23 protein-coding genes are annotated in these 25,561 nt (G+C 35.2%); 15 read left to right on the forward strand and 8 right to left on the reverse strand.

Annotated features, from left to right (window positions below; all coding sequences use genetic code 11):
* Positions 1 to 34: 34 nt before the first annotated feature.
* The gene (locus NU09_RS02825; protein WP_129749743.1) at positions 35 to 925 is read left to right on the forward strand and encodes a Ppx/GppA phosphatase family protein; all 891 of its coding nucleotides are present in this window, start codon (positions 35 to 37) and stop codon (positions 923 to 925) included.
* Positions 926 to 1,058: 133 nt separating this feature from the next.
* On the opposite strand, the gene lepB is transcribed toward NU09_RS02825, so the two are convergent.
* The 3 genes from lepB to NU09_RS02840 are packed head-to-tail and all read right to left on the reverse strand — an operon-like array spanning position 1,059 to position 3,196.
* Positions 1,059 to 1,721 (reverse strand): signal peptidase I, encoded by a 663-nt coding sequence (gene lepB, locus NU09_RS02830; protein ID WP_129749744.1) that lies wholly within the window; start codon positions 1,719 to 1,721, stop codon positions 1,059 to 1,061.
* 9 nt (positions 1,722 to 1,730) lie between these two features.
* Positions 1,731 to 2,495 (reverse strand): TIGR02757 family protein, encoded by a 765-nt coding sequence (locus NU09_RS02835; RefSeq protein ID WP_129749972.1) that lies wholly within the window; start codon positions 2,493 to 2,495, stop codon positions 1,731 to 1,733.
* Positions 2,496 to 2,521: 26 nt separating this feature from the next.
* Positions 2,522 to 3,196, reverse strand: coding sequence for an ABC transporter ATP-binding protein (locus NU09_RS02840; RefSeq protein ID WP_129749745.1), 675 nt, complete (start codon positions 3,194 to 3,196; stop codon positions 2,522 to 2,524).
* Between the two features lie 248 nt (positions 3,197 to 3,444).
* On the opposite strand from NU09_RS02840, the gene msrA reads away from it, so the two are divergent.
* Entirely contained in the window at positions 3,445 to 3,990 is a 546-nt protein-coding gene (msrA, locus tag NU09_RS02845) for a peptide-methionine (S)-S-oxide reductase MsrA (RefSeq protein ID WP_129749973.1), read from the forward strand.
* A 16-nt stretch (positions 3,991 to 4,006) separates the two neighbouring features.
* On the opposite strand, the gene NU09_RS02850 is transcribed toward msrA, so the two are convergent.
* The 5 genes from NU09_RS02850 to NU09_RS02870 form a co-directional block, all read right to left on the reverse strand.
* Positions 4,007 to 4,324: a DUF6787 family protein gene (locus tag NU09_RS02850; protein WP_129749746.1), complete on the reverse strand. Its 318-nt coding sequence runs from the start codon at positions 4,322 to 4,324 to the stop codon at positions 4,007 to 4,009.
* Between the two features lie 30 nt (positions 4,325 to 4,354).
* Entirely contained in the window at positions 4,355 to 4,804 is a 450-nt protein-coding gene (locus tag NU09_RS02855; RefSeq protein ID WP_129749747.1) for a DUF6146 family protein, read from the reverse strand.
* 89 nt (positions 4,805 to 4,893) lie between these two features.
* Entirely contained in the window at positions 4,894 to 5,853 is a 960-nt protein-coding gene (locus NU09_RS02860; protein ID WP_129749748.1) for a D-2-hydroxyacid dehydrogenase, read from the reverse strand.
* Positions 5,854 to 5,883: 30 nt separating this feature from the next.
* Positions 5,884 to 6,954, reverse strand: a complete 1,071-nt coding sequence (gene serC, locus NU09_RS02865; RefSeq protein ID WP_129749749.1) for a 3-phosphoserine/phosphohydroxythreonine transaminase — start codon at positions 6,952 to 6,954, stop codon at positions 5,884 to 5,886.
* A gap of 81 nt (positions 6,955 to 7,035) precedes the next feature.
* Positions 7,036 to 8,094 carry an acyl-CoA reductase gene (locus NU09_RS02870; RefSeq protein ID WP_129749750.1) on the reverse strand — a complete coding sequence of 353 codons (1,059 nt, stop codon included), beginning with the start codon at positions 8,092 to 8,094 and terminating at the stop codon, positions 7,036 to 7,038.
* A 70-nt stretch (positions 8,095 to 8,164) separates the two neighbouring features.
* Between NU09_RS02870 and NU09_RS02875 the strand changes: the two genes are divergently transcribed.
* The 13 genes from NU09_RS02875 (at position 8,165) to NU09_RS02935 (ending at position 25,546) form a co-directional block, all read left to right on the forward strand.
* Positions 8,165 to 8,518 carry a 4Fe-4S dicluster domain-containing protein gene (locus NU09_RS02875; protein ID WP_129749751.1) on the forward strand — a complete coding sequence of 118 codons (354 nt, stop codon included), beginning with the start codon at positions 8,165 to 8,167 and terminating at the stop codon, positions 8,516 to 8,518.
* Between the two features lie 134 nt (positions 8,519 to 8,652).
* Positions 8,653 to 9,426 carry an oxygenase MpaB family protein gene (locus tag NU09_RS02880; protein ID WP_129749752.1) on the forward strand — a complete coding sequence of 258 codons (774 nt, stop codon included), beginning with the start codon at positions 8,653 to 8,655 and terminating at the stop codon, positions 9,424 to 9,426.
* Positions 9,427 to 9,526: 100 nt separating this feature from the next.
* The gene (locus tag NU09_RS02885; protein WP_129749753.1) at positions 9,527 to 9,871 is read left to right on the forward strand and encodes a hypothetical protein; all 345 of its coding nucleotides are present in this window, start codon (positions 9,527 to 9,529) and stop codon (positions 9,869 to 9,871) included.
* A gap of 168 nt (positions 9,872 to 10,039) precedes the next feature.
* Positions 10,040 to 10,315: a hypothetical protein gene (locus NU09_RS02890; RefSeq protein ID WP_129749754.1), complete on the forward strand. Its 276-nt coding sequence runs from the start codon at positions 10,040 to 10,042 to the stop codon at positions 10,313 to 10,315.
* A gap of 427 nt (positions 10,316 to 10,742) precedes the next feature.
* The gene (locus NU09_RS02895) at positions 10,743 to 11,771 is read left to right on the forward strand and encodes a LacI family DNA-binding transcriptional regulator (protein WP_129749755.1); all 1,029 of its coding nucleotides are present in this window, start codon (positions 10,743 to 10,745) and stop codon (positions 11,769 to 11,771) included.
* A gap of 269 nt (positions 11,772 to 12,040) precedes the next feature.
* Entirely contained in the window at positions 12,041 to 15,157 is a 3,117-nt protein-coding gene (locus NU09_RS02900) for a SusC/RagA family TonB-linked outer membrane protein (RefSeq protein WP_129749756.1), read from the forward strand.
* Between the two features lie 10 nt (positions 15,158 to 15,167).
* A complete protein-coding gene (locus tag NU09_RS02905) occupies positions 15,168 to 16,796 on the forward strand; it encodes a RagB/SusD family nutrient uptake outer membrane protein (protein WP_207209746.1) in 1,629 nt (542 codons plus the stop codon).
* Between the two features lie 27 nt (positions 16,797 to 16,823).
* Entirely contained in the window at positions 16,824 to 17,948 is a 1,125-nt protein-coding gene (locus NU09_RS02910) for a SusE domain-containing protein (protein ID WP_129749758.1), read from the forward strand.
* Positions 17,949 to 18,000: 52 nt separating this feature from the next.
* Positions 18,001 to 19,182, forward strand: a complete 1,182-nt coding sequence (locus NU09_RS02915; RefSeq protein ID WP_129749759.1) for a glycoside hydrolase family 76 protein — start codon at positions 18,001 to 18,003, stop codon at positions 19,180 to 19,182.
* Between the two features lie 86 nt (positions 19,183 to 19,268).
* Positions 19,269 to 19,961: an SGNH/GDSL hydrolase family protein gene (locus NU09_RS02920; RefSeq protein ID WP_129749760.1), complete on the forward strand. Its 693-nt coding sequence runs from the start codon at positions 19,269 to 19,271 to the stop codon at positions 19,959 to 19,961.
* 2 nt (positions 19,962 to 19,963) lie between these two features.
* Complete coding sequence (locus NU09_RS02925; protein ID WP_129749761.1) at positions 19,964 to 21,772, forward strand: glycoside hydrolase family 2 protein; 1,809 nt, start codon at positions 19,964 to 19,966, stop codon at positions 21,770 to 21,772.
* 8 nt (positions 21,773 to 21,780) lie between these two features.
* Positions 21,781 to 24,084 carry a GH92 family glycosyl hydrolase gene (locus tag NU09_RS02930; protein ID WP_262708007.1) on the forward strand — a complete coding sequence of 768 codons (2,304 nt, stop codon included), beginning with the start codon at positions 21,781 to 21,783 and terminating at the stop codon, positions 24,082 to 24,084.
* A 31-nt stretch (positions 24,085 to 24,115) separates the two neighbouring features.
* A complete protein-coding gene (locus NU09_RS02935) occupies positions 24,116 to 25,546 on the forward strand; it encodes a glycoside hydrolase family 125 protein (RefSeq protein ID WP_129749762.1) in 1,431 nt (476 codons plus the stop codon).
* Positions 25,547 to 25,561: the final 15 nt, after the last annotated feature.

Consider the following 25,561-nt stretch of genomic DNA (forward strand, 5'->3'; position numbering starts at 1 on the left):
GGTTGTAAATGAAAGACCTTAGTAACTGAAGAGAATGATTAACATAAAAAAATATGCTGCTATCGATATTGGATCTAATGCCATGAGGCTATTAGTGTGTAATATTGTGGAGCAGGAAGGGAAACCTACACAATTCAATAAAAGTTCATTAGTACGTGTTCCTATTCGTTTAGGGCAGGATGCTTTTACAGTTGGTGAGATTGCAGAGGAGAGCATAGAGCGAATGATTGATGCTATGAAGGCTTACAAGCTGCTAATGAAAGTGCATAAAGTAGAACGTTATATGGCATGTGCTACTTCTGCTATGAGAGAGGCTTTTAACGGAAAGGAAGTAGCTGATCTTATTGAGCAGGAAGCAGGAATTAAAATTGAGATTATAGATGGTAAAAAGGAAGCAGCTATTATTGCTTCTACCGATTTACATACCTTTATAAAACCCGACCAAACCTATCTTTTTGTTGATGTAGGTGGTGGTAGTACAGAGTTTTCATTATTTGATAACGGAAAGATTGTTGCTTCAAAATCATTTAAAAATGGTACAGTACGTTTACTAAACAATATGGTTAACGAACTGGTTTGGGTTGAGATTGAAAAATGGATAAAAACCGTTACCGAGCCTTATGAAAGTATTACGCTTATAGGTTCCGGAGGTAACATAAACAAATTGTTTAAACTGTCGGGTAAAAAACAGGATTTACCATTATCCTATTTCTACATAAATTCTCAGTACCAGTTTTTAAATACGCTTACTTATGAGCAGCGTATTTCCGAACTTGGACTAAACCCTGACCGTGCTGATGTAATTATTTATGCTACCCGCATTTACCTTAATGCTATGAGGTGGAGTGGTGCACGTAATATTTATGTTCCTAAAATAGGACTTTCAGACGGTATTGTTAAAGCAATGTACTATGGTAAGGTATAATTAAATGGAAACAAGTGTAAATAACTTTTCTTTTGGTATAGGTATGTGGCAACTGTTCTGTATACTGTTGCTCCTGCTTTTTGCAGTAGGTATATTTTTTCTTGTAAGATTTGTTGTAAAAAAAAATGAGAAATTAATCGATTATAGTTGCTTTGATATCTCTTTTATCAATTAATCCGATATACCTAGAATCCATAGCATTATCCCTGTTATCACCCATAACAAATACTTTATTGGCAGGAATGATTATAGGACCAAAATTGTCTTTATTCCAGTTCTTTCCAAAAGTCTCAACGATAAATTTGTCGGGGATACTATCTAGCTTTCTTTTAAAAGGAAACTTTGCTTTATACATAATACTATCTTCAGCACTAGTAGTTAAGTATTTATTATTGAATAGGATAGGATAGGCTTTTTGTGAAAAATAATCTTTTTCATTTTCAGGAAGCTTTTTTATTTCTTCAATATCAATTAAGTAATTATGCTGAAGATTATAGTCCTTATCGAAATTTATCCCATTACGAAATAAAACGCCATCCCTAATTTCAAGAGTATCATTTTCTACTCCTACAAGTCTAAAAAAGCAGGAACCATACTCACATTTATAAATAATAAAATCTCCGACTTCTGCTTTTTTCAGACTCGAAGCGAAGAAAGTATCTCCTAATTTTATTGTAGGCTCATTACTACTAGTAGGTGCGTTGTAAAGATTTATTATTCCCAGTACCCTACATACAATGAGTAAAAAGAAAATAGTACCTAAAAAAATACCTGTAAATAAAAGTCCTTTTTTCATTGTGAAAATTTAAAATCCTTCAAATACACCTAATCCAAAAAGAGCAAAGTCATATTTAACCGGATCGGTTGAGTCTAATAGTCTTAATTCTGTATCCAGCTCAAACAGAGCTTTTGCGTCATTTTGTTTTCTATTCAATAAGCCAAGTTTACGGGCTACATTACCGGAATGAACATCAAGCGGGCAGGAGAGATTGGATGAGGAAATGTTTTTCCAAATTCCTAGATCAACACCAGCATTATCGTTTCTTACCATCCAACGTAGAAACATATTCATCCTTTTTGCGGCCGAACCATTTAAAGGGTCCGATATATGTTTTTGAGTACGTTGCTGATGTGCTATTTCAAAAAATATTTTTTTAAATTCACTAATGCTTTGCTGTAAGCTGTTGTTTTCCTGGTGCCTTGCAAATACAGACTCCAGCCCGCCATGATTGGTGTAAATGTTTTTTAGTGACTGTATAAAAGTGGCAAAATCGATACCGTTAAAAGTACGATGCACAAAGTTTTCTAAACTTTCAAGATGCTCTTCGTTATGACTCATCACAAAGTCATAAGGACTATTCCCCATGAGCTCCATCATCTTTTTGGCATTATTGATAATCATTTTGCGATTACCCCATGCTATAGTCGCCGAAAGAAAACCGGCGATTTCTATATCCTCTTTTTGTGTAAACAGGTGAGGTATCTGTATTGGGTCGGTATCAATAAAATCAGGGTTGTTGTAAAGTAATACCTTTTCATCAAGGAACGATTTAAGTTCCTCCATATTCATTTTTTCTTTCATTAAACCTGCTTCAATCATATATTATGTCCGGCTATTATCTGTCCGTCACTCATAACCAGTTTTCTGTCTGCCATATTGGCCAGTTCTTCATTATGGGTAACAATTACAAAAGTCTGCCCCATTTCATCTCTCAACTTAAAGAATAACTTATGAAGATTCTCTGCAGAATGTGTATCAAGGTTTCCGGACGGTTCATCGGCAAAAATAACGGCAGGCTTATTAATAAGCGATCTTGCCACGGCTACACGTTGCTGTTCACCGCCCGATAATTCACCAGGTTTATGATTTATTCTGTGTGATAGTCCCAGATACTCCAAAAGTTTTTTAGCTTCTGCTTCAGTCTCGGCTTTTGGTTTTCCGGCAATAAAAGCAGGAATGCAAACATTTTCCAGAGCTGTAAATTCAGGGAATAACTGGTGGAACTGAAATATAAATCCTAATTTGATATTACGAAACTTAGACAAGGCTTTGTCTTTCATGTTAATCACATCTTCATCATCAATTAATAATGAAGTGCCGGCCTCAGCTTGTGGTTTGTCCAATGTACCTAAAATTTGCAGGAGTGTTGTTTTTCCAGCTCCGGAAGCTCCTACTATAGAAACAATTTCTCCTTTTTTAATATGAAGGTCAACACCTTTAAGCACATGTAGTGCATCATAATATTTATGGATGTTTTTTGCCTGTATCATCAATTCGGGGTTTTCACAAAGAAACAAACAATTTAAAGAAAAATAAATCTTTTTTGGCACAATATTTCGTATATAAAAGTATAGCTATTACCTGAAAAAAGAATTGTATAATTTTGAAAAACCGTTACACAATGAAAAACATACTAGCCATTACATTTGCTTTTTTAGCGCTTTCCTGTCAGGGAAAAGCTGAAACTGCAACGGCCGAAAATAATAACGACGAATTAGAGAAAGGAGAATTAAAACAAATGGATAACAGTAAATTAGAAACCGCCATCTTTGCAGGTGGCTGCTTTTGGTGTACAGAAGCTTTTTTTACCGAACTTAAAGGAGTGGATAAAGTAATTTCGGGCTATATCGGCGGAATTACAAAAAATCCTACCTATAGGGAAGTGTGCAGTGGTACAACAGGACATGCGGAAGCAATTAAGATAACCTATAATCCTGATGAGATTGCTTATGAGGATTTACTGGAAATATTTTTTGCCACACACGATCCAACAACCCTAAACAGGCAAGGTGCCGACGTGGGGACACAATACCGAAGCGAAATTTTCTATACTACGCCGGAGCAGAAAACCGCGGCAGAAAACTTTGTTAAACTATTAGAAGATCAGAAGATATTTGATAAAAAGATAGTGACTAAAGTAACTGAAGCGCCAACTTTTTACCCTGCTGAAGATTACCATCAGGATTATTTTGCCCTAAACCCTGATCAGCCTTATTGCAGGGCGGTAATTGAACCTAAGATGGCCAAGCTTAAAAAGAATTATAAATCTAAGCTTAAGGAATAAAAGAAAAAGCCCCTGATTAAGGGGCTTTTTTATTTTTAAACAGGAAACCTAGTCCCATTGCCTTAAGCATCTTTTTTTCAAAGTTCCAGAAGAACCTGAACTGTCCGGAAATAAAACCGAAAAATACAAGCAGTACCTGATATACAGGAAAAATTATAAGTATTCTTAAAGGGATATACAGCCAGGGAGACAAAGCTTCTTTAGATATCCCCAACCACTGAATTACAGGCTTAGATAAATAAGCAGATGTAGATCCAGTTACGGCAAATACAATAAATATTAGTACAAGCTGGAAGTTACTGGTAATACCCCAGCGTTTTTTTAATTTTTCCATGAAAAGGGTTAAAAGACAAATATACTTGATTTAGAATTGTGGTACAATACCTCCCAAACGCTCTCCGGTAGTTAATTGAAAATATACCAGATAATTGTAAAGCATATAATTTACTTCATAACCATAATCTATATGTGGTTCATAATCTATAGCCATTAAATATAAGTCTCCATATCGTTGGGGCTGCATGGCCCGAATATTCCATTGTGTAACCCAAAGCTTATTTTTGGTTTCAAAATACTGTAGATTATAGTATCCCCTTGGTCTTGCTCTACTATATAACCATGAGTTAAATCCGGGGTCAATAATGATGATTTCGTATTCTAATTCATCGTTTGCAATACGCACCGTGTCATTAGCCATAGCGACAGCCTTTTCCTCGTCGGTTATAGACATGGGTTGCATGTCGCTTTTCTCCTGAGTCTTACAGCTTATTATAAGCAACAATAAACAAGAAAAAAAGAGTAAATAATTTTTCATAGCATCATGATTTAGCAATCATAACTATAAAATTAAAAAATAAAAGCACCCTTTTGGGTGCTTTAGTATAATTTAACCTTTTAAGGTTTTTATTGTTCTGTTTTAAGGATGCTGATAATCTGTTCTGCCAGTTCAGTACCAATCCTGTCCTGAGCTTCGAGAGTAGCAGCTCCGATGTGCGGAGTTAATGAGATTTTAGGATTCATTAGCACCTGTACGGCGGGTTTAGGCTCATCTTCAAATACGTCAAGTCCTGCAAAGGAGACTTTTCCTGAATCAAGAGCATCAACTAAGGCAACTTCATCAATAATACCTCCACGTGAAGCGTTAACTATACCTACGCCATCTTTCATTACTTCAAACTGATCTTTACCTATAAGGTAACCTTCCTGAGCAGGAACGTGAAGTGTAATAAAATCAGCATGTTTAAAGATGTCTTCTATTGGTTCGGTTGTAATCTCAACATTTATAAACTGGTTGTTGTAAAAATCAACCCTGATTTCTGCCTTACCAATAAACTTATCTGAAGCAATTACTTTCATGCCAAGGCCTAAAGCAATCCTCGCAACCGATTTACCTATTTTTCCAAAACCTATAATACCAAGAGTCTTGCCTCTAAGCTCTATACCGGCAGCATATGCTTTTTTAAGGCTTTCAAAGTTTATATCGCCTTCAAGCGGCATAAGTCTGTTTGAGTCATGAAGAAAACGTACTCCTGAGAACAAGTGAGCAAAAACAAGCTCGGCAACAGAGTCAGATGATGCGGCCGGAGTATTTATTACATGGATTCCTTTTTCACGGGCATATTCCACATCAATATTATCCATCCCAACACCACCGCGGCCTATAATTTTCAGGCTGGGGCAGTTGTCTATAATATCTTTTCTCACTTTTGTTGCACTTCTAACAAGCAGCACATTAATGTTGTTTGTGTTAATGTAATTTGCTACCTGCTCCTGAGCGACTTTTGTTGTTATAACTTCAAATCCGGCATCTTCAAGGGAAATAACACCGCTTTTAGAGATTCCGTCGTTTGCTAAAATTTTCATTATTATTTACGGGATTTTAATGATTAAAAATTAGGCGTTTCTTTCCAGCTCCTGCATAACATCCACAAGTACTTTAACGCTTTCTATAGGCATTGCATTGTATATGGAAGCCCTGTATCCGCCAACAGATCTGTGACCGTTAAGTCCGCTTATATCTGCCGATTTCCATAACTTATCAAACTGTTCAGTATATTTTTCATCCTTAAGCAGGAAGGTAACGTTCATTTTAGAACGGTCTTCTTTATTTGCTGTACCTGTAAATAACGTGTTACGGTCTATTTCATTATAAAGAAGCTCTGCTTTTGCATTATTTTTCTTCTCTACAGCTGCGACACCGCCGTTGTTTTTAATCCATTGCAAAGTTAACAGCGAAGTATAAACAGGGAACACAGGAGGTGTATTGTACATACTCTCTTTAGCAATATGCTGACCATAATCCATTATACCGGGAATAGCCCTGCCTGTTTTATCTAAAATATCTTCCTTCACCACTACAAGGGTAGTACCTGCGGGTCCCATGTTTTTTTGAGCACCTGCATAAATAAGGCCGAATTTAGAGAAATCCAGTTCTCTTGAAAAAATATCTGAACTCATATCACATACCATAGGCACTCCTGTTTCAGGAAAACTATGCATTTGCGTACCAAATATTGTGTTGTTGCTGGTGCAGTGAAAATAATCTGCATCTGTAGGTACAGTAAAATCTTTTGGTATATAAGTGTAGTTAGCTTCTTTAGAAGAGCCTATAATTTCAGTATTACCAAAACGCTTGGCTTCTTTAATGGCACCTGCTGCCCATGTTCCTGTATCCAGATAAGCGGCTTTTCCGTTTTCCTTTAAAAGGTTATATGGCACCCTTACAAATTCCATACTGGCACCGCCGGAAAGGAAAAGAGCCTGATAGCCTTTATTTTCTAAGCCTAAAAGCTCTAAAGCCAAAGATCTGGCTTCTTCCATTACAGCAACAAAATCTTTGCTTCTGTGGGATATTTCAAGGATTGAAAGGCCAAGGTTATTAAAATTGAGGACTGCCTGGGCAGATTTTTCAAATACCTCTTGTGGCAGGATTGAGGGACCTGCACTGAAATTATGTTTTTTCATGGGACAAATAAAATAGAATGCGAGTTACAAATTTCCAAAATATAGCTTAGAAAACAGCAAAAAATATTGGGAAATATTTCGCTATATTTTTGATAAAAATGCAATAGTATCTACATTATCAGCATAATCCCAAAGTTGTGGTTTTTGTGTTTGCCCAAAAGCAACTGTATTTTCCCCCGAAATGTTACCAACTATACATTGTATATGGTCCTTTTCATCTTCCAGTTTTGCTTTAAGATTATCGGTATTTGTATAATATTCGTAAAACAGACTCGAAATAGGAGAGGAGTAACTGTTATCTTCTTTTATGGTAAGAAAACCGTTATCAAGCAACTTAAAGTTACTCATTAAAAATACGGCTTTATTGTAGTCGTAATTGTTAGCATATTTTTCATACTGAATAATATCCCTGTATTCATAAACTGCTTCCCAAAACGGAGTAAAGTTATACCCTTCAGGAACAAATAATTTAGAGACATTTCTACAGCCTAAACCAAAATACCTGAATATATCTTCTCCAAGCTGTACAAGTTCTTCTTTACTCTCATTTCCTGTAAGCACTGCCGCAGAGTTCCTGTTCTTACGTATAATTGAAGGTTTATTTTTAAAATAATATTCAAAGTAACGGGCTGTATTATTACTTCCGGTAGCTATTACAGCATCAAAACCTTCCAGTTTTCCTTCGGTAAAACTAATGTAATCTTTAAAACGGGGTTCTACAGCAACAATGTATTTTGCTAAAAAGGGTAGTAACAGTTGATCGTTTGAAGATGTTTTCACTAAAGCTCTGTGTCCGCTTATTAAAACAGAAAGAAAATCATGAAATCCTACTAATGGTATATTACCAGCCAGTATTAAACCAACTGTTTTTGGTTGTACATTTTCAAAATCATATTCATTAAGCCATTTGTCAAGATTTTCAGATGTAAGAGCATCTGCCCAGGATTGAGCTGCAAAATATACCTGTTCTTCTGTAAACCAACCATTGTGAGACTGTGATAATTTTATTAGATTGATAAAATCATCAAAAAATAAGTCATTACATAATACCCCCTCTTTTTGAGAAGTATTATTTTCAGAAAACTGACTTAAAAATTTTCCTAATTCCACAAAGGCTGTTTTTCTTTCGTCTAAAGTCATTAGATTTGCTTATGAATAGTTTTGGATGTAATTTTGTGCAAATTTACATTATTAAAAAATAAAATAAGCTATGGCTATCATTATAACAGACGAATGTATAAACTGCGGGGCATGTGAACCGGAATGCCCAAATACTGCAATATATGAAGGTGCTGATGACTGGAGATATAAAGACGGTACCAGTTTAAATGGCAGAATTGTACTGCCAAGCGGGGAAGAGGTAGATGCTGACGAGGCGCAAACTCCTATTTCTGACGATATTTATTATATTGTTCCTGGTAAATGTACCGAGTGTAAAGGTTTTCACGAGGAGCCTCAGTGTGCTGCGGTATGCCCTGTGGACTGCTGTGTGCCTGATGATAACCATGTGGAAAGTGAAGAAACACTTTTAAACAGACAGGCATTTTTGCATAACGAAGAATAGTCTATTCTATATATCATTTTAAGCCCCAGCATTGCTGGGGCTTTTTTTATTGAAATAATTTAAGTCAAAATGTTTTTATGGTATCTGTAAATAATTTAACTTTGAAATGCAAAGTACTTTTAATTTAAAATAACATGGACACAGAATATTTTGTACCTAAAAATTCTATAGTAAGAAAGATATGGGGTAAGAGCGATACCATTATTTTTATATTCGCAGGGGCCTCTGCAGAGTTTGCCCTAAACAAGGCGGTAGACTGGCTGTATTTTACAGGTAAGCTACCTAAAGATCCTTTGGGCCGTCTTTTTTCTACAGTTGCTTATGCAAGATTAATTGTATTTGCGGAAAAAGAATCAGCCATAAAGGCAATTAACTCAATTGCAGCCATACATTCACAGGTAGAAACTAACAGACAGTCTAAAATACCGGATTGGGCATACAGGGATGTGCTTTTTATGCTGATAGCTTATTCCATAAAATCTTTTGAAGTGTTGGAACGTAAACTAACAATAGAGGAGAAGAGGGAAGTGTTTAATGTATTTAATAGGGTAGGACTGCTGATGGGATTAAAAGGGCTCCCTTTAAATTATGAAGAGTGGCAGAGTATGCGACAGGAGCATTTATCACAAAATATGAAGTATAGTCATTATACCGATGATTTATTCAGGCAATATAGAAAACATCTTGGTCCTGTAAGATATAGAATACTGCTTGAAGTACAGCGAACTGTAATCCCTGTTGAAGTTAAGGAAATGCTTAGAATAAAAAATACAGGGTTTATTAGCAATACAGGGTTATCTTTATATAAACTTGCAAAAGTTTTAAATTCCGATAATATTTTGAAATCGATAGTTTTACCTTCGGCTTATAAAGAGAAAGTAAAAGCATTGGATAATCCTCCTGTATAGAGTATTAAATATTGAAGAAGTTTTAACTGATACTAAGTATAATAGAATAATGAGAAATCTTAACGTTTATATTTATTTACATTAAAATTTAAAAAAAAATATGACAAAGAGAGAGCAATATCAATTAGAGTTTTTAAAAGTTTTGAATAATAATAGAGTTGATTATGAATGTTATCACACTGGACAAAATCCTGATTTTAATCGTTTAGCATTCAAATTATATATAATGGACAAGCTTGAATGTGAGGGATTAATTGATGAAATTAATAATGCTGAAAACGGAGAATATTATGAGCATTTTTTTTCATTAGATAATGCTGCAGCTAGTGACGAAGATGGCATAGAAATAGTTCCACCCAATATTATTATTGATAATCAATTGATAATTAGTTTTTCAGATATGAAGCAACTTTTAGATGAATGGTTAGACTTCAGGAATAGTTAAGTACAATAACATACCTTCCCCTGCAAAAAGTTACTATCCTAAATTATCGGAGATAGTGACCTTAGGAAATTTTTCTTAATATCGAAATAAAATAATTGAACATTATCTGCTAACACAAGTGTTATAATATAACTATATTTCACATCTGACAATTGTAAAATACTTATCATGAGTAAAAGCGAAGAATATAATATAAAATTTTATAAAATTACAATAGATGGTGGTCGTATCAGGTATATTTTTGACACCAATGAAGCGATTGGAATCTGTAAAAATCTATCTTTTATTTTCTTCCTTCATCGAAACGAAATCGAAGCTTTGATATGGGAAATAAATTCAATCCAGCAAAACGAGCCATATGATCATGATTTTCTGGAACAATCTGAAATTTATGGGATTTTTGAAGTCACTTTCTCAAATCCGGAATTTTATGTATCTGGATAAAACACCATCAACATGAACGATTTAAAATTATTATTAGAGGAATGGTTGGATTTTATTAATGAAGGATATTCTAAAGAGAGATCTTCTGAAAAATTAACGTTCTCATGTAGTCCTTTTTTAATGTATTTCAGACGTTCGTCCTGTGTGAATTTTTTCAGGTATTTCATTAGGCAAATTAAATCACTGTTCAAAAGATAGAGTATCATATAAGTTATGTTTTGGAAATATTTAAAATATTTTATATACCACTAAGAGTTGAAATCAAATATAAAACCACTCTCAAAAAAGCGGAATTTTAAACTTAATATATTATGAATTTAGCGTCAATAGTTTTTTGTTTTTGAAGATGTTTTATCATTTTAGTTATAAATTAACGTATTATTGCATAAAATAAAACACAACTATCACCTTATCGTCATTGTATAACATGAAAAAGAAACAAGTATCAATTAAGAGTATTGCAACGGCCCTCAATATATCTGTTACTACAGTTTCATTTGTACTTAATGGTAAAGCAGAAGAGAAACATATCTCTAAAGAGATGACTCAAAAGGTTTTGGACTATGTAAAAAAAACAAATTACAGGCCTAACCAAATAGCTCAGAGCCTTCGGACAGGAAAATCAAAAATCCTGGTTTTTATGGTTGAAGATATCTCAAATAACTTCTTCAGCAAATTAGCCAGGATTATTGAAGATATGGCTTATGAAAAAGGTTACAAAGTAATTTTTTGCAGTAATGAGAATGATGACAATAAATCTGAAGAGCTTATTCGCCTGTTTAATTTCAGGATGGTAGACGGATTTATAATTGTTCCTTCTCCGGGAATGCAGGGCGTAATTGAACAGCTTATTGAAGAAAATATACCTGTTGTACTTCTTGACAGATATTTTTCTGATTTAAATAGTAATATTGTTATTGTAAATAATGATGAAGCCGCTTATAACGCTACAGAACATTTAATAAAGAATCAATACAGGAAAATAGGTTTTATTACTACTGATACTTCTCAAACACAAATGCTTGATCGTTTAAACGGTTATAAAAGAGCTATTTCTGACAATGGTCTTGTTTCAAGCATTTTATCTATACCTTACAATGAAAGCAGTACACAAATTAGTAGAGATTTAATTTATTCTTTTGTTGCTGATAATCCTGAACTGGATTCATTGTTTTTCTCTACAAATTATCTTGCTCTTAGAGGGTTGGAGTCACTTAAATCAGACTGTGATGCATTAAAAAAGAATTTTGGTGTGGTAACATTTGACGATAATGAGTTCTTCTCTATTTGTAATCCTACCATAACTGCAGTTGCACAACCTCTCTATGAAATAGGAGAGGAGCTTATGAAGATAATGCTTAATCTGCTAAAAAAAATAGACGACAAACCTCAAAAGATTATTCTAAACACAGAATTGAAGATTAGAGAATCATCAAAGCCAAAGCAGCTATTTTAAGAATTTAGTTTTTCTTAATTTAAAATTTTACTCCTTAAAATTAAGAATACGTTAAATTTTATTTTGAATAAAAACATAATTTCAAAAAAAATAATTCTGTACTTCGCTGATATCATTGTATTATTTTTAAAAAGTCAGGTATTATTTAACACTTGATTGATAATTTAACATAATTAATTTGCTTAATGAAAAAATATTTGTTTTACTAAATCGTTTTAGTACATTTGTTTTAAACCTTAATTAATTATTCCTAGTTAACAATCAACTTAATGAAAATCAAAACTACTTTTAAAAATTTTCGGCAAAGCAGAGATTTGCTAAAAATAAGGGAAGGGTGTAATTTAAAAAGCACTTTACTTACCTTATCACTACTGCTATTATTTTCTTCTTCGGCTTTTGCCCAAACCCAGGTAAGGGTATCAGGTACGGTAAGTGATGCCACAGGTGTCACTTTACCAGGTGTTACAGTTTCTGAAAAAGGAACTACGAATGCTATACAAACAGATTTGGATGGAAACTATTCAATTGAAGTTTCTTCATCAGAATCTGTAATTGTTTTTTCTTATATAGGAATGCAAACGATTGAGAAGAAGGCCAGTGAAGGCCCGAACATTACAATTGTCATGCAGGATTCCTCTACAAATCTTGAAGAGGTTGTAGTAATAGGATATGGTACCCAGAAGAGAGGTAAGGTTATTGGAGCTGTTGATCAGGTAAACAATGAAGCCTTTAATGGTAGGGCTGTTGTAAATACAACTCAGGCACTTCAGGGGAAATCGCCGAGTTTAACAATTCAGCAAACCAACTCTGAGCCCGGCGCACCACTTAATATAAATATCAGGGGTATTGGTACACTTGGTAATAACAGTCTTTTAGTTGTAATAGACGGTATTGTGGGGGGAGATATAAATTCTTTAAATCCTGCAGATATAGAAAGTGTATCAGTTCTTAAAGATGCCGGTAGTACAGCAATTTACGGTTCAAGAGCCAGTAATGGGGTAATCCTTATAACTACACGTAAAGGAAAAAAGAATTCAAAAATGACAGTACAGTATAATACTCTTGTTGGTTTTAATTCTCCACATTATTTTACAAAACCTGTTCACGGTTATGAAAATGCTATGCTAAGGAATGAAGCTGCCTATAACTCAGGAGAGTCCAGTGCTGTTTTTACGGCAGATGAAATTGCAACTATGAAGGCAAATGGTGATACTGAATGGTTTGCCGAAGAAATAGTTAAGCCTGCATTACAACAAAATCATAATTTCTCGGTATCGGGAGGTAATGAAAATTCAAGCTATCTTGTTTCTGCAGGTTATTTAGATCAAAGGAGTACTTTCGTTGGTCCTTCTAAAGGAATGGAACGTTATAACTACAGGATTAATCTTGTAAATGAGTACAACAGATTTAAGCTAACGTCTTCTATAGCTTATGCGAAACAAAAAATTACAGACCATTCTTACTCTACAGGTACATTGATGGTAGATGCTTTTAGGGTACCATTATATTATACTCAAAAAGATGAAAACGGAAACTACCTTACTAATGATGTCCTTCAGCAGTTTAACCCATTAGGGGTTTTAGAAGAAGGTGGATTTAGAAGATATGATAATGATGATATTTTCGGTACTATCAATGCCGAACTTAAATTGACAGATAACGTTAAATTAAAAGGTATTTTTGGAGGAAGATCTTGGTCTAATACTATGTACAGCAGAGTCCAGACAGTTAATTTTCAACCAGGGGGTATTTATGGAGCAGACAGGAATACAAACGATGAAAGCCGTAAGAGTTTAGATCTTAATACTCAGTTTATGGCAGAATATACCAATACATTTGCAGATAAGCATTATGTAGATGTACTAGTTGGTGTTTCTAATGAAAATCATTCTGATAGAGGAACGGGTATTTATAAGCTTTATACAGATCCTGATCTAGGAACTCCTACAAGTGAAACAGTTATTAGTGAAAACTCATATAATTCTAATCAAAGCTCATCAAAAAACAGTCTTAATTCATTGTTTGGACGTGTTTCTTATGATTTTGAAAATAAATATTTTACTGAATTCAGTTTTAGATATGATGGTTCATCTAAATTCAGAAAAGACATACGTTGGGGATTCTTTCCTTCTGTAACAGTTGGTTATAATGTGACCCGTGAGGATTTTATGGAAAGTTACCGCTCTAATGTAGGTAATCTTAAACTAAGGTCTTCATACGGTGTAGTAGGAAATCAAAATGTTGGAAATTATCAGTTTCAAACTACTTACTTTACTTTTCAAAATGCCTATGGCTTTAACAATACAGGTGTAACCGGTACAGGATATAATTTTGCTAATCAGAATATCCAGTGGGAAAAAGCCTCTACTTTTAATATTGGTCTTGATGCTGACTTTTTTAAAGGAGCTCTTAGTTTAACTTTTGATTATTTTAATAAAGTTACCAGAGATATACTTGTACCACCTCAGGTGCCGGGTGTCTTTGGAACTGGTCTTCCTGATTTTAACTCTGCAGAAGTTGGTAGTAAAGGATGGGAGGTAAGTCTAACTTACAGACATTCAGGTGAAGTTTTTAATCACAGCCTTACTGTAAATGTTGGTGATTCAAAAAATAAAGTGCTTGACTTTAACGGAGGTCAGGAAAGGTTAACAAACCTTGAAGAAATGCAGGTTATTTTACGTGAAGGGCTTCCATATAACTCTTATGTAGGGTTGATGAGAGATGGTTACTTCCAAAGTTGGGAAGAAATTCAAGGAGCAGCTGTTCCTGTTGGTGTAAGTGTACAGCCTGGGGATAACAGATATGTTGACCTTAATAAAGACGGAAAAATTGATGATAACGATAAATTCATTTTTGGTAATCCATTCCCAAGATATACTTATGGAGTTACTTATAATTTAGGTTATAAAAACTTTGATTTGGGAATATTTGTTCAGGGTGTAGGTAAAAGAACAATGATGATAAGAGGTGAATTAGTTGAACCATTTCATTATAATTATGGTATGACCATGTATACACATCAATTGGATTACTGGACACCACAAAACCCTGATGCAAAATATCCTCGTTTAGCAAATAATGGTACTCAGTCTAATACCAATAACTTTAGAAGAGGATCTGATATGTATCTTTATGACGGTGCCTATTTAAGGCTTAAAAATATTCAGATTGGTTATTCACTTCCTGATAGTGCAGCTAAACAAATAGGTGTTGAAAAATTCCGTATGTATGCTTCAGGTCAAAACCTATTTACATTATCTAAAGTTAAATTTGTAGATCCTGAACTTTCAGAATTTAACAGTAATATGACGGCATCAGGAGCTAATAGCGGAAGAGCTTATCCTACAATGGTTTATGTAGGTTTAGGCTTAGATATAACTCTATAAAAAAATGAAAATGAAAAACAGAATTTTAAATAAACTTTTTCTTGTTCCTCTTGCAGCCTTAATGGTAGTGGGTTGTGAGCCGTTAGATCTTGCACCGGAAAATCAGTTTACCGATTCAAACTACTGGACAAGTATTGAGAATGCATCTACGGTATTAAATACTGCTTATTCTCAGATGCAGAACAGTAATTATTTCTTTTACAACGAAGGTTTGTCTGATAATGCTTATAATGGCAGGGGGGATGTGGCAGGTGTTGCTTCTATAGCTGCCGGTATATATGACCCTTCGTTAGCAAGGTTAAAAGATGAATGGAATACGAGATATGCCGGAATAAAAACCTGTAATTTATTACTTCAGAATATAGACAGGATATCAACAAGTGATGTAGAGACAATTGAAAGATTTAAGGCAGAAGCTCGTTTTTTAAGAGCTTTTCAACACTTTCAATTAACTACATGGTTTGGAGATATACCATTACTGGATCACGACCCGTCTCTGGAAGAAGCTACTTCAATTACACGTACTTCTCATGCGCAGGTTGTTGAGTTTGTATTAAATGAACTGGATGACATTATAGAAATATTGCCTACAAATTCACAATATGCACCTCAGGATAGGGGTAGAGTAACCTCGGGGGCTGCACTTGCCCTAAAAGCAAGAGTACTTTTATATGAAGAAAGATGGGATGAAGTTGTTGAAGCGACAGAACAGTTAATGAATGGCCAATATGGTGATTACAGTCTGTTTAATTCGTATAGCGGTATTTTTCTTCCTCAAAATGAATACAATAGTGAAGATATCCTAAGTATTCAATATGTTCCTCAGGACAGAATGTGGGGAGAGTTTTTTGATATGGCTCCTTTATCTGTTGGTGCAAGGCTTAATGCTTTAGCCCCTACACAGGAACTGGTTGATAGTTACCTTATGCTAAACGGACATAAGATTAATGATCAGGATTCAGGGTACGATGAACAAAATCCTTATGTAAACAGGGATCCAAGATTAACAGGTACTGTGGTATATCATTTATATGATTGGGATAATGGAGACGGAACTTCAAGTACTATTTATATAAAGCCGGGAACTTTTCCGGGTGATGATGCTCCGGACGAGTATGTTCCTGGTTCATCAGCAAGTCCTACCGGATATTACACACGTAAATATTTTGATCCTCAGCATTTATCTTCTTTACAGTCAGGTCTTAACCTAATGCTTATTCGCTATGCAGATGTATTGTTAATGTACGCTGAAGCTAAAAATGAACTTGGCCAGATGGACAGCAGTGTTTGGGATATTACTATTGGGGCATTAAGAGAAAGAGCCGGATTTACAGATGCATTAGCATTAAATTTTGATAGTTCTTTAAACCAGGCTCAGTTAAGGGATGTGGTAAGAAATGAGAGACGTTCAGAATTTGCTATGGAAGGCTTAAGGATTTTTGATATCAGAAGGTGGAAAATAGCAGAAGATGTACTTAACGGATGGGCTCATGGTGCTCAGTACGGAATAGAGTCTCAGGATAATGGATATATAAGGGCAAACCTTAGAACTTTTGATCCAGGTAAGCACTATTTATGGCCTATACCTCGTGATGAGAGATTGATAAACAGTAATTTAACTCAAAATCCTGGTTGGTAAAAAATTTAAAACTTAAAAACAATCAATATGAAAAATTTATATACAAAATTATTATTCCTGTTTTTAGCTGTTATGGCTACAGGATGCTCGGATGATGATGCCGTAAGTCATACTAATGTTTCGGCTGTTGAAGCATTATACTTACCTGAAGACAATAAATTCTATGATTTAGGTGCACAAAGTTCTGCCTTATTTGAGTGGCAGGGAGCGTATGCCGAAGATAATGGTGTTGTACTTTATGATGTTGTTTTTGATAAAGAGAACGGCGATTTTTCTAACCCGGTTTATGTTATCCCTTCTGATGGTAACGGATTTCAAAAAACGTTGAATCTTTCTTTTACGAAACTTAACACAATTGCAGGTTTAGCAGGCATTGAGCCTGAAACTACAGGGAAATTAAAATGGACAGTTCGCTCATCTAAAGGAATAAACTTTATGATGGCTTCTGTTTACCGTACTATCGAAGTTTTACGTCCGGGTGGTTTTTCACCTCCAGATCAGTTATTTATTACAGGTTCAGCTTCTGAAGAAGGTGATGTAGTTGAAAATGCAATTCCTTTTAAAAAGACCGGAGTTTCAACCTTTGAGATTTACACCCAGTTACAGGCAGGTGAATACAGTTTTATTACACGTATAAACGGAACTCCTGAAGTATTTTATATAAATGATGGTGATTTAAAACAAGACGGATCTACTACTTATAGTGATGAAACTAAAGTATACAGAATTAGGGTTGACTTTAGTGATGGATCTACAGAAATTACTGAAATACAAAAAATTGAATTATGGTTCCCTCCATTGAGTGAATATTTATTTGAATATAATTACGCAGGTCACGGAACATGGGAAGCTTTAAATGAATATATTGAGTTTAAGCAGGAATCTTGGGGAAGAGATGAGCGTTATAAATTTAAATTCACTGTAGTAACTGACGGAGAGACTACAGAAGAATGGTTTGGTAGTGTTAATGCAGACAACAACAGACCGGATGAAAATTCTTCAGAATCATACTGGTATATGGTTCCGGTAACGAATGATTTTTGGAATAACTGTTTCAAATTTGCCACACCGGTAGACATGAGTAATGTTAATGCTAAAATAGATTTTGGCGCAACAATACCGGCATATACACATAGCTTTACAGTACTTTAATAATAAAAAATATCCTTCGCTGTGTAGCAGCGAAGGATGAAAAACATTTAATATGAAAAGTTTATTTTCGATACAAAAATATGCGGCAGTATTCGTTTTGGGTTTAGGTGCTTTAGTTACTTCGTGTGATGATGACCCTATTCCGTTAAATGATCCTTCTTTAGGAGGAGGACAGGAATTTGAATATACCTGGGCTCAGACTGCTGATTCATTACAGGCTGCTACCTATAATACTTTTTTAGGTTCAAACGGAACTTTTGTACAAAACAATGCCGGTAATTCAACATTTCACTACTGGCCAAATGCCCATGCACTTCATGTATTGACAGACGGATATTTACGTACTGGTGATGAAAATTATGTTCCTAAAATGAAGGCTCTTCTTGATGGTATAAAGGTTAAGAACGGAGGCACCTATAACAATGTATTTAACGACGATATGATATGGTTGGCAAATGCTTGTGTTCGTGCTTATAATGCTACTAATGATGAGGATTACAAAGATGTAGCCTTGGAATTATGGGGAATAATAAAACAGAGTTGGAGTGATGATGTTTTTGGCGGTGGTATTACATGGAAGCAGGATACACCTTATCAAAAAAATGCCGTTTCTAATGCACCAGCAGCAATATTAGCGATGCGATTATATGAAATAGACCAGAATCCTGATGATCTTGTTTGGGCTCAAAAAATCTATGATTGGCAAAAAAGCACTCTTGTAAACCCATCCAATGGTATAGTGTGGGATAACATTTCATCTGATGGTCCTGAAGGTACTCCGGTTGTAAATTCTGATTGGGTGTTTACATATAATATGGGGACATATATTGGAGCAGGTGTATGGTTATATAATGCAACGGGTGATCAGTCTTATTTAACTGATGCTGTTAAGTCTGCAAAAACATTAATTATTAGCCCGCAACTAACAACAGAAGGTATCTTAAAAGATGAAGGCCAGGGAGATGGCGGATTATTTAAAGGTATTTTAGTGAGATATTTTACTGAGCTTATAGAAGTATCTTCTTTAAACTCTACAGATCGTAGCAGTTTTGTAAGTTTCTTACGATTTAATGCAACTACTTTTTATAATGATGGTCTGTTAAGACCTTCAATGATGTGCGGACCAAACTGGAAAAACACACCAACAGGAACTACTGATTTAACAACGCAATTAAGTGGCGTTATGCTTATCGAAGCAGCTGCAAAACTTCATGAAGAGCAATTATTAGATTAAATATGTAACCGCCGGCAGGAGTTTATTCTAACGGCGGTTAATCTTTTTATTAAACCAGCTAAACAATATACGCATATAAAATATACATGAAAAAAATAATTTTCCTGATGGCACTTTTTGTTGTGTTTGGATTTCAGAATACAAATGCACAGGATTGGGCTAACTTAAAAAAATATGAAAAAGAAAATATAAGATTGGGAAAACCTAAGGCGATGGAAAAGAGAGTGGTATTTATGGGGAATTCCATTACTGAAGGATGGCTAAGAACAAGCCCTTCTTTTTTTGAAGGTAAATCATATATAGATAGAGGGATAAGCGGGCAAACCACGCCGCAAATGCTTCTTCGATTCAGGCAGGATGTAATTGACTTAGAGCCAAAAGTTGTTGTGATTTTGGCGGGTATCAATGATATTGCCGAAAATACAGGACCAATATCTTTAGAACAAACAGCAGGAAATATCTTTTCTATGGCAGAGTTGGCAAAGGCTAATGGTATAAAAGTAATACTATGTTCAGTACTGCCGGCTTCTGATTTCCCCTGGAGTCCGGGAAAAAATCCGGGTCCAAAAGTAGTCAAACTTAACGCAATGCTTAAAAGTTATGCTAAAAATAATAATATTCCTTATGTAGATTATTATTCAGTTATGGTAAATAGCGAACTTGGATTAAAAAAAGAACTTGGTGAAGATGGTGTACATCCTAACAGGGAAGGTTATGCCATAATGGAACCTATAGTTGAAAAAGCGATTGCAAAAGTTATTAATGAGAAAGTAAAATAATAATGAAAAAATATATTGTTACAATAATTGCCCTTGTTGCTACCCATGTTGTTAATGCTCAACAATGGCAGCCGCAAGGAAATAAAATAAAAACTAAATGGGCAGAGCAAGTAGACCCAAATAAAACACTACCGGAATACCCGCGCCCTATAATGGAACGTGACAAATGGAAAAATCTTAACGGGCTTTGGGATTATGCAATTCAGCCGATAGGAAAAACTGCCCCTTCAAAATATGATGGGAAAATACTTGTTCCCTTTGCTGTAGAGTCAAGCCTGTCGGGAGTTATGAAAGAGGTTGGCTCGGCAAATGAACTTTGGTATGAAACCACTTTTTCTGTAGATAGTAACTGGAAAAATAAAGATATCTTATTACACTTTGGAGCAGTGGACTGGAAAGCCGAAGTGTGGATTAATGATGTAAAAGTAGGTGTTCATACAGGAGGGTTTAGTCCTTTCTCCTTTAATATCACACCATTTTTAAATGGTAAATCAAATAAATTAAAAGTTAAGGTTTGGGACCCGTCAAACGATGGACCTCAACCAAGAGGAAAGCAGGTTAAAAATCCGGAAGGAATTTGGTATACACCGGTAACAGGTATATGGCAAACGGTATGGCTTGAACCCGTTAATAAAAAACATATTGAGAAATTAAAATCAACTCCTAACATTGATACTAACACTATAACTATTTTAAGTGAAGTTGAAGGTGCTGATAAGGGAGATATTGTTGAAGTAACTGTATATGAGGGAAATACCGTTATTGCTTCCTCAAAAAGTGTTGCGGGACAATCGGTTGATATAATTTTAAATAATCCAAAACTATGGTCTCCGGATTCTCCGTTTCTTTATGATACCAGAGTTAAACTTATAAGCGGAGGTAAAGTACAGGATGAAGTAAAGAGCTATTTTGCTATGCGTAAAATTTCATCTAAGCGCGATGATAGTGGTATAGTAAGAATGCAGCTTAATAATAAGGATTGTTTTCAGTTTGGACCTTTAGATCAGGGTTGGTGGCCTGATGGTTTATATACAGCACCAACAGATGAGGCTTTAAAGTATGATATAGTACGAACTAAAGAGCTAGGGTTTAATATGATTCGTAAACACGTTAAAGTTGAACCGCAAAGATGGTATACACACTGCGATAGGTTAGGAATTTTAGTTTGGCAGGATATGCCAAGCGGAGATGACGGACCTATATGGCAAATGCATAATTATTTTGAGGGTACTGAACTGAAGAGAACGGCACAGTCTGAAGAATACTACAGAAAAGAATGGAAAGAGATTATGGATAACTTATACTCTTATCCAAGTATTGTAGTATGGGTTCCGTTTAATGAAGCATGGGGACAATTTAAAACTGTTGAAATTACTGAATGGACAAAGAAGTATGACCCAAGCAGGCTGGTAAATTCGGCTAGTGGAGGTAATCATTTCCAAACAGGAGATATTCTGGATATACACCATTACCCGCAACCTAACTTATTATTGTATGATGCAAGAAGGATAACTGTATTAGGAGAGTATGGAGGTATCGGTCTTCCTATTGAAGGGCACTTATGGCAAACAGATAAGAACTGGGGGTATACCCAGTTTAAAAATAAAAACGAGACTACTGCTAAATACATTGAATATACAGATTTATTGAAAAAACTTGCAAAGTCAGGATTTTCAGGAGCTGTATATACTCAAACAACAGATGTTGAAGGAGAGGTTAATGGTTTTATGACCTATGACAGAAAGATTGATAAAATGAATTTTTCAGAAGTTAGGGCAGCAAATCAGGAAGTAATCAATTCAATAAATTAATTGATAAGTTGAAAAGATTAAGTATACAAAATATTTTGTTAGGGTTAGTAATAGTAACCGCATCTGTTACTAGTAGTGGTCAGACTGTACCTGTTAGCGATAGTAGAACACCCGTAGAATGGGTGAGTCCGTTAATGGGTACAGACTCTGATTATCATGTCTCAAACGGGAATGTATATCCCGCTATAGCCATGCCGTGGGGTATGAATTTTTGGACTCCCCAAACAGGAGGCATTGGAGATGGTTGGACATACACCTATAATGCAACAAAAATTAAAGGTTTTAAACAAACCCATCAGCCTTCTCCATGGATGAATGATTACGGACAGTTTTCTATTATGCCAATAACAGGAGAACTTAGATTTAAAGAGGATGAAAGGCAAAGTTGGTTTTCTCACAAGGCAGAAACGGTAACACCATATTATTATAGTGTTTATCTGGCAGATCATAATATAACAACTGAAATAACCCCTACAGAAAGGGCAGCACGTTTTAGATTTACTTTTCCTAAAACAGATGAAGCTTATATAATTGTTGATGCATTTGATAACGGATCTTATATAAAAATAATACCTGAAGAAAATAAAATTATTGGTTATACCACAAAGAATAGTGGAGGGGTACCTCAAAATTTTAAAAACTACTTTGTAATTGTTTTTGATAAGAGCTTTACAACTTCTTCAGCTTTTAACGGAGATGATTTGGTAAAAGAGATGGAACTTAAAGCAAATCATACAGGAGCTGTAATTGGTTTTAAAACAAAACAGGGAGAACAGGTTAATGCTAAAGTGGCATCATCATTTATAAGTTTTGAACAGGCTGAAATAAACCTTAAAGAAATAGGAAACAATTCTTTCGATCAGCTAAAGGAAAAAGCGAAGTCTGTTTGGAATGAAAATCTGGGAAGAATAGTACCAGAAGGTGGAACCGCAGCCCAAACTACTACTTTTTATTCCTGTTTATACCGCTCCATGCTTTTCCCTCGTAAATTCTATGAGTATGATGCTAACGGAAATGTAATGCATTATAGCCCTTATAATGGGAATGTTTTGTCTGGGTATATGTACACAGATACTGGTTTTTGGGATACGTTTCGTTCTTTATTTCCATTTCTTAATCTAGTCTTTCCTGAACAGAATTCAGAAATTCAGGCTGGTTTGGCAAACGCATATAAAGAAAGCGGATGGCTGCCCGAATGGGCCAGTCCGGGGTTAAGAGATATTATGGTAGGCAACAACTCTGCCTCAATAGTTGCCGATGCTTATCTTAAAATAGGTTCTGAAAACAAATATGATATTAATACGCTTTATGAAGCGGTAATACACGGAGCTAATAACGCAGGGCCTTTAAAGGCAGTAGGTCGTGCCGGTGTAGAGCAATATATACAATTAGGTTATGTTCCTTATGATGTGGTGAATGAAAGCGCTGCAAGAACTTTAGAATATGCTTATGACGATTTTGCCATCTATCAGTTGGCTAAAGCATTAAAGAGACCTAAAAAGGAAATAGCCTTATATAGAAAAAGGAGCCAAAATTATAAAAACCTGTTTGATCCGTCGCATAATCTTATGCGTGGAAAAATGCAAAATGGGGAGTTTATGAAACCTTTTGATCCAATTCGTTGGGGAGAAGGTTTTACAGAAGGCAACAGTTGGCATTACAGCTGGTCTGTATTTCACGATATTCAGGGACTTATAGACCTTATGGGAGGTAAAGAGACTTTTGTAAAACAACTGGATAGTGTTTTTTCAATGCCTCCGGTATTTAATAACAGTTTTAACGGAGGGTTTATTCATGAAATGCGTGAAATGCAGGTGGCAAACATGGGGCAGTATGCTCACGGTAACCAGCCAATACAACATATGATATATCTTTATAATCACGGTAGTGAGCCGTGGAAAGCTCAGTATTGGGTAAGGGAGACCATGAACAGGCTGTATACCCCTAATCCTGATGGTTATTGTGGCGATGAGGATAATGGGCAGACATCAGCCTGGTATGTATTTTCAGCTATGGGTTTTTATCCAGTCACACCAGCTACAGACCAATATGTACTGGGAGCACCGCTTTTCAAAAAAATTACCATTAATCTGGAGAACAATAAACAGATAATAATAAATGCTCCAAAAAACAGTGCTGCAAACAGGTATATAAAATCATTAAAATTTAATGGAAAAGAGTATACTAAAAACTGGCTTAGCCATACAGAACTTATAAAAGGAGCAGTTCTTGATTTTGAGATGGATGACATTCCAAACAAGAATCGCGGAATTAATAAAGAAGATTTACCATACTCATTAACAAACGAATAATCAGGCATAGCCTTATATAAAAATTACAAGAATGCAAAGAAGAAAATTTATTCAGAACACTGCACTTTTCGGCGGTTTGACTTTACTTGATCCTATGGAAATTATTGCAGGGATTAACAGCGGAAATAATTTTCCGGTAGTAAGAGTGGCTAAAGGCAAAAGAAATTTTGAAAGTGAAGTAATAGAAAAAACAATAACAGAGTTTCAAAAAAACGTAAAAGACAAAGAGCTTGCCTGGTTATTTAATAACTGTTTTCCAAACACTCTGGATACAACAGTAACCTATGCACAAAAAAACGGACGACCTGATACATATGTAATTACAGGTGATATAGATGCTATGTGGTTAAGAGACAGTTCTGCTCAGGTATGGCCATATATGGCTTTTGCAGGAAAAGATACGAAGCTTAAAAACCTTATTGCCGGAGTTATTAACAGGCAAACAGAATATATTTTGAAAGATCCTTATGCGAATGCATTTTATGGAGACCCGAACAAAAGAGGAGAATGGACGAGTGATCATACTGATATGAAACCGGGAGTACATGAAAGAAAATATGAAATAGATTCTTTATGTTACCCTATACGCCTTGCTTATAATTATTGGAAAACTACTGGAGATACATCTCCATTTGATGAAAATTGGGTAAATGCAATAAAAACAACACTTAAAGTTTTTAGGGATCAACAGGAAAAGGACGGAAAAAATCCATACTCATTCCAACGCACAACCCAGTTTGGAACCGATACAAGGGCACTTAAAGGATATGGATATCCTGTTAAACCGGTTGGATTAGTGTGTTCTGCTTTTAGGCCGAGTGATGACGCTACAGTATTTTCATTTCTGATACCTTCAAATTTCTTTCTTGTAGTTAGTATGAAACAGGCTGCAGAAATGATGAGGGAAATTAAAAAGGACAATGCTACCGCAAAAGAGCTTGAGGCACTTGGAGCAGAAGTAGATAAAGCATTAAAGGAACATGCAATTGTAAATCATCCTAAATATGGAAAAATTTACGCATTTGAAGTAGATGGATTTGGAAACAGTTTATTGATGGATGATGCCAATGTACCAAGTTTACTGGGCTTACCATATCTGGATGCGGTTGATGTAAATGACCCAATTTATCAAAAGACAAGAAATTTTGTTCTTTCTACCGATAATCCTTTCTTCTTTAAAGGGACTGCAGCCGAAGGTATTGGAGGTCCTCACGTAGGAATGGATATGATATGGCCTATGGCAATTACTATGAGAGCTCTTACAAGCACAGATGAAAATGAAATAAAAGAGTGTATAAAGATGCTGAAAGCTACACACGGGGATACCGGGTTTATGCATGAATCTTTCCATAAGGACGATCCTAAAAACTTTACAAGACACTGGTTTGCCTGGGCAAATACACTTTTTGGAGAATTGCTGTGGGATACTTATAAAAAACACCCTAAACTTTTAGAACTGTAAAAGCGAGTTTAAATT

It is taken from the genome of Flavobacterium beibuense (assembly GCF_004151245.1).
GTDB lineage: Bacteria > Bacteroidota > Bacteroidia > Flavobacteriales > Flavobacteriaceae > Flavobacterium > Flavobacterium beibuense_A.

Excerpts from the sequence above, each read along its gene's own strand:
- NU09_RS02920 (WP_129749760.1), top strand. The coding sequence starts at position 19,269 with ATGAAAAAAATAATTTTCCTGATGGCACTTTTTGTTGTGTTTGGATTT.
- msrA (WP_129749973.1), top strand. The coding sequence starts at position 3,445 with ATGGATAACAGTAAATTAGAAACCGCCATCTTTGCAGGTGGCTGCTTT.
- NU09_RS02880 (WP_129749752.1), top strand. The coding sequence starts at position 8,653 with ATGGACACAGAATATTTTGTACCTAAAAATTCTATAGTAAGAAAGATA.
- serC (WP_129749749.1), bottom strand. The coding sequence starts at position 6,954 with ATGAAAAAACATAATTTCAGTGCAGGTCCCTCAATCCTGCCACAAGAG.
- lepB (WP_129749744.1), bottom strand. The coding sequence starts at position 1,721 with ATGAAAAAAGGACTTTTATTTACAGGTATTTTTTTAGGTACTATTTTC.
- NU09_RS02905 (WP_207209746.1), top strand. The coding sequence starts at position 15,168 with ATGAAAAACAGAATTTTAAATAAACTTTTTCTTGTTCCTCTTGCAGCC.
- NU09_RS02935 (WP_129749762.1), top strand. The coding sequence starts at position 24,116 with ATGCAAAGAAGAAAATTTATTCAGAACACTGCACTTTTCGGCGGTTTG.
- NU09_RS02825 (WP_129749743.1), top strand. The coding sequence starts at position 35 with ATGATTAACATAAAAAAATATGCTGCTATCGATATTGGATCTAATGCC.
- NU09_RS02925 (WP_129749761.1), top strand. The coding sequence starts at position 19,964 with ATGAAAAAATATATTGTTACAATAATTGCCCTTGTTGCTACCCATGTT.
- NU09_RS02900 (WP_129749756.1), top strand. The coding sequence starts at position 12,041 with ATGAAAATCAAAACTACTTTTAAAAATTTTCGGCAAAGCAGAGATTTG.
- NU09_RS02855 (WP_129749747.1), bottom strand. The coding sequence starts at position 4,804 with ATGAAAAATTATTTACTCTTTTTTTCTTGTTTATTGTTGCTTATAATA.
- NU09_RS02850 (WP_129749746.1), bottom strand. The coding sequence starts at position 4,324 with ATGGAAAAATTAAAAAAACGCTGGGGTATTACCAGTAACTTCCAGCTT.
- NU09_RS02915 (WP_129749759.1), top strand. The coding sequence starts at position 18,001 with ATGAAAAGTTTATTTTCGATACAAAAATATGCGGCAGTATTCGTTTTG.
- NU09_RS02910 (WP_129749758.1), top strand. The coding sequence starts at position 16,824 with ATGAAAAATTTATATACAAAATTATTATTCCTGTTTTTAGCTGTTATG.
- NU09_RS02840 (WP_129749745.1), bottom strand. The coding sequence starts at position 3,196 with ATGATACAGGCAAAAAACATCCATAAATATTATGATGCACTACATGTG.
- NU09_RS02885 (WP_129749753.1), top strand. The coding sequence starts at position 9,527 with ATGACAAAGAGAGAGCAATATCAATTAGAGTTTTTAAAAGTTTTGAAT.
- NU09_RS02895 (WP_129749755.1), top strand. The coding sequence starts at position 10,743 with ATGAAAAAGAAACAAGTATCAATTAAGAGTATTGCAACGGCCCTCAAT.
- NU09_RS02890 (WP_129749754.1), top strand. The coding sequence starts at position 10,040 with ATGAGTAAAAGCGAAGAATATAATATAAAATTTTATAAAATTACAATA.
- NU09_RS02870 (WP_129749750.1), bottom strand. The coding sequence starts at position 8,094 with ATGACTTTAGACGAAAGAAAAACAGCCTTTGTGGAATTAGGAAAATTT.
- NU09_RS02875 (WP_129749751.1), top strand. The coding sequence starts at position 8,165 with ATGGCTATCATTATAACAGACGAATGTATAAACTGCGGGGCATGTGAA.
- NU09_RS02835 (WP_129749972.1), bottom strand. The coding sequence starts at position 2,495 with ATGAATATGGAGGAACTTAAATCGTTCCTTGATGAAAAGGTATTACTT.
- NU09_RS02860 (WP_129749748.1), bottom strand. The coding sequence starts at position 5,853 with ATGAAAATTTTAGCAAACGACGGAATCTCTAAAAGCGGTGTTATTTCC.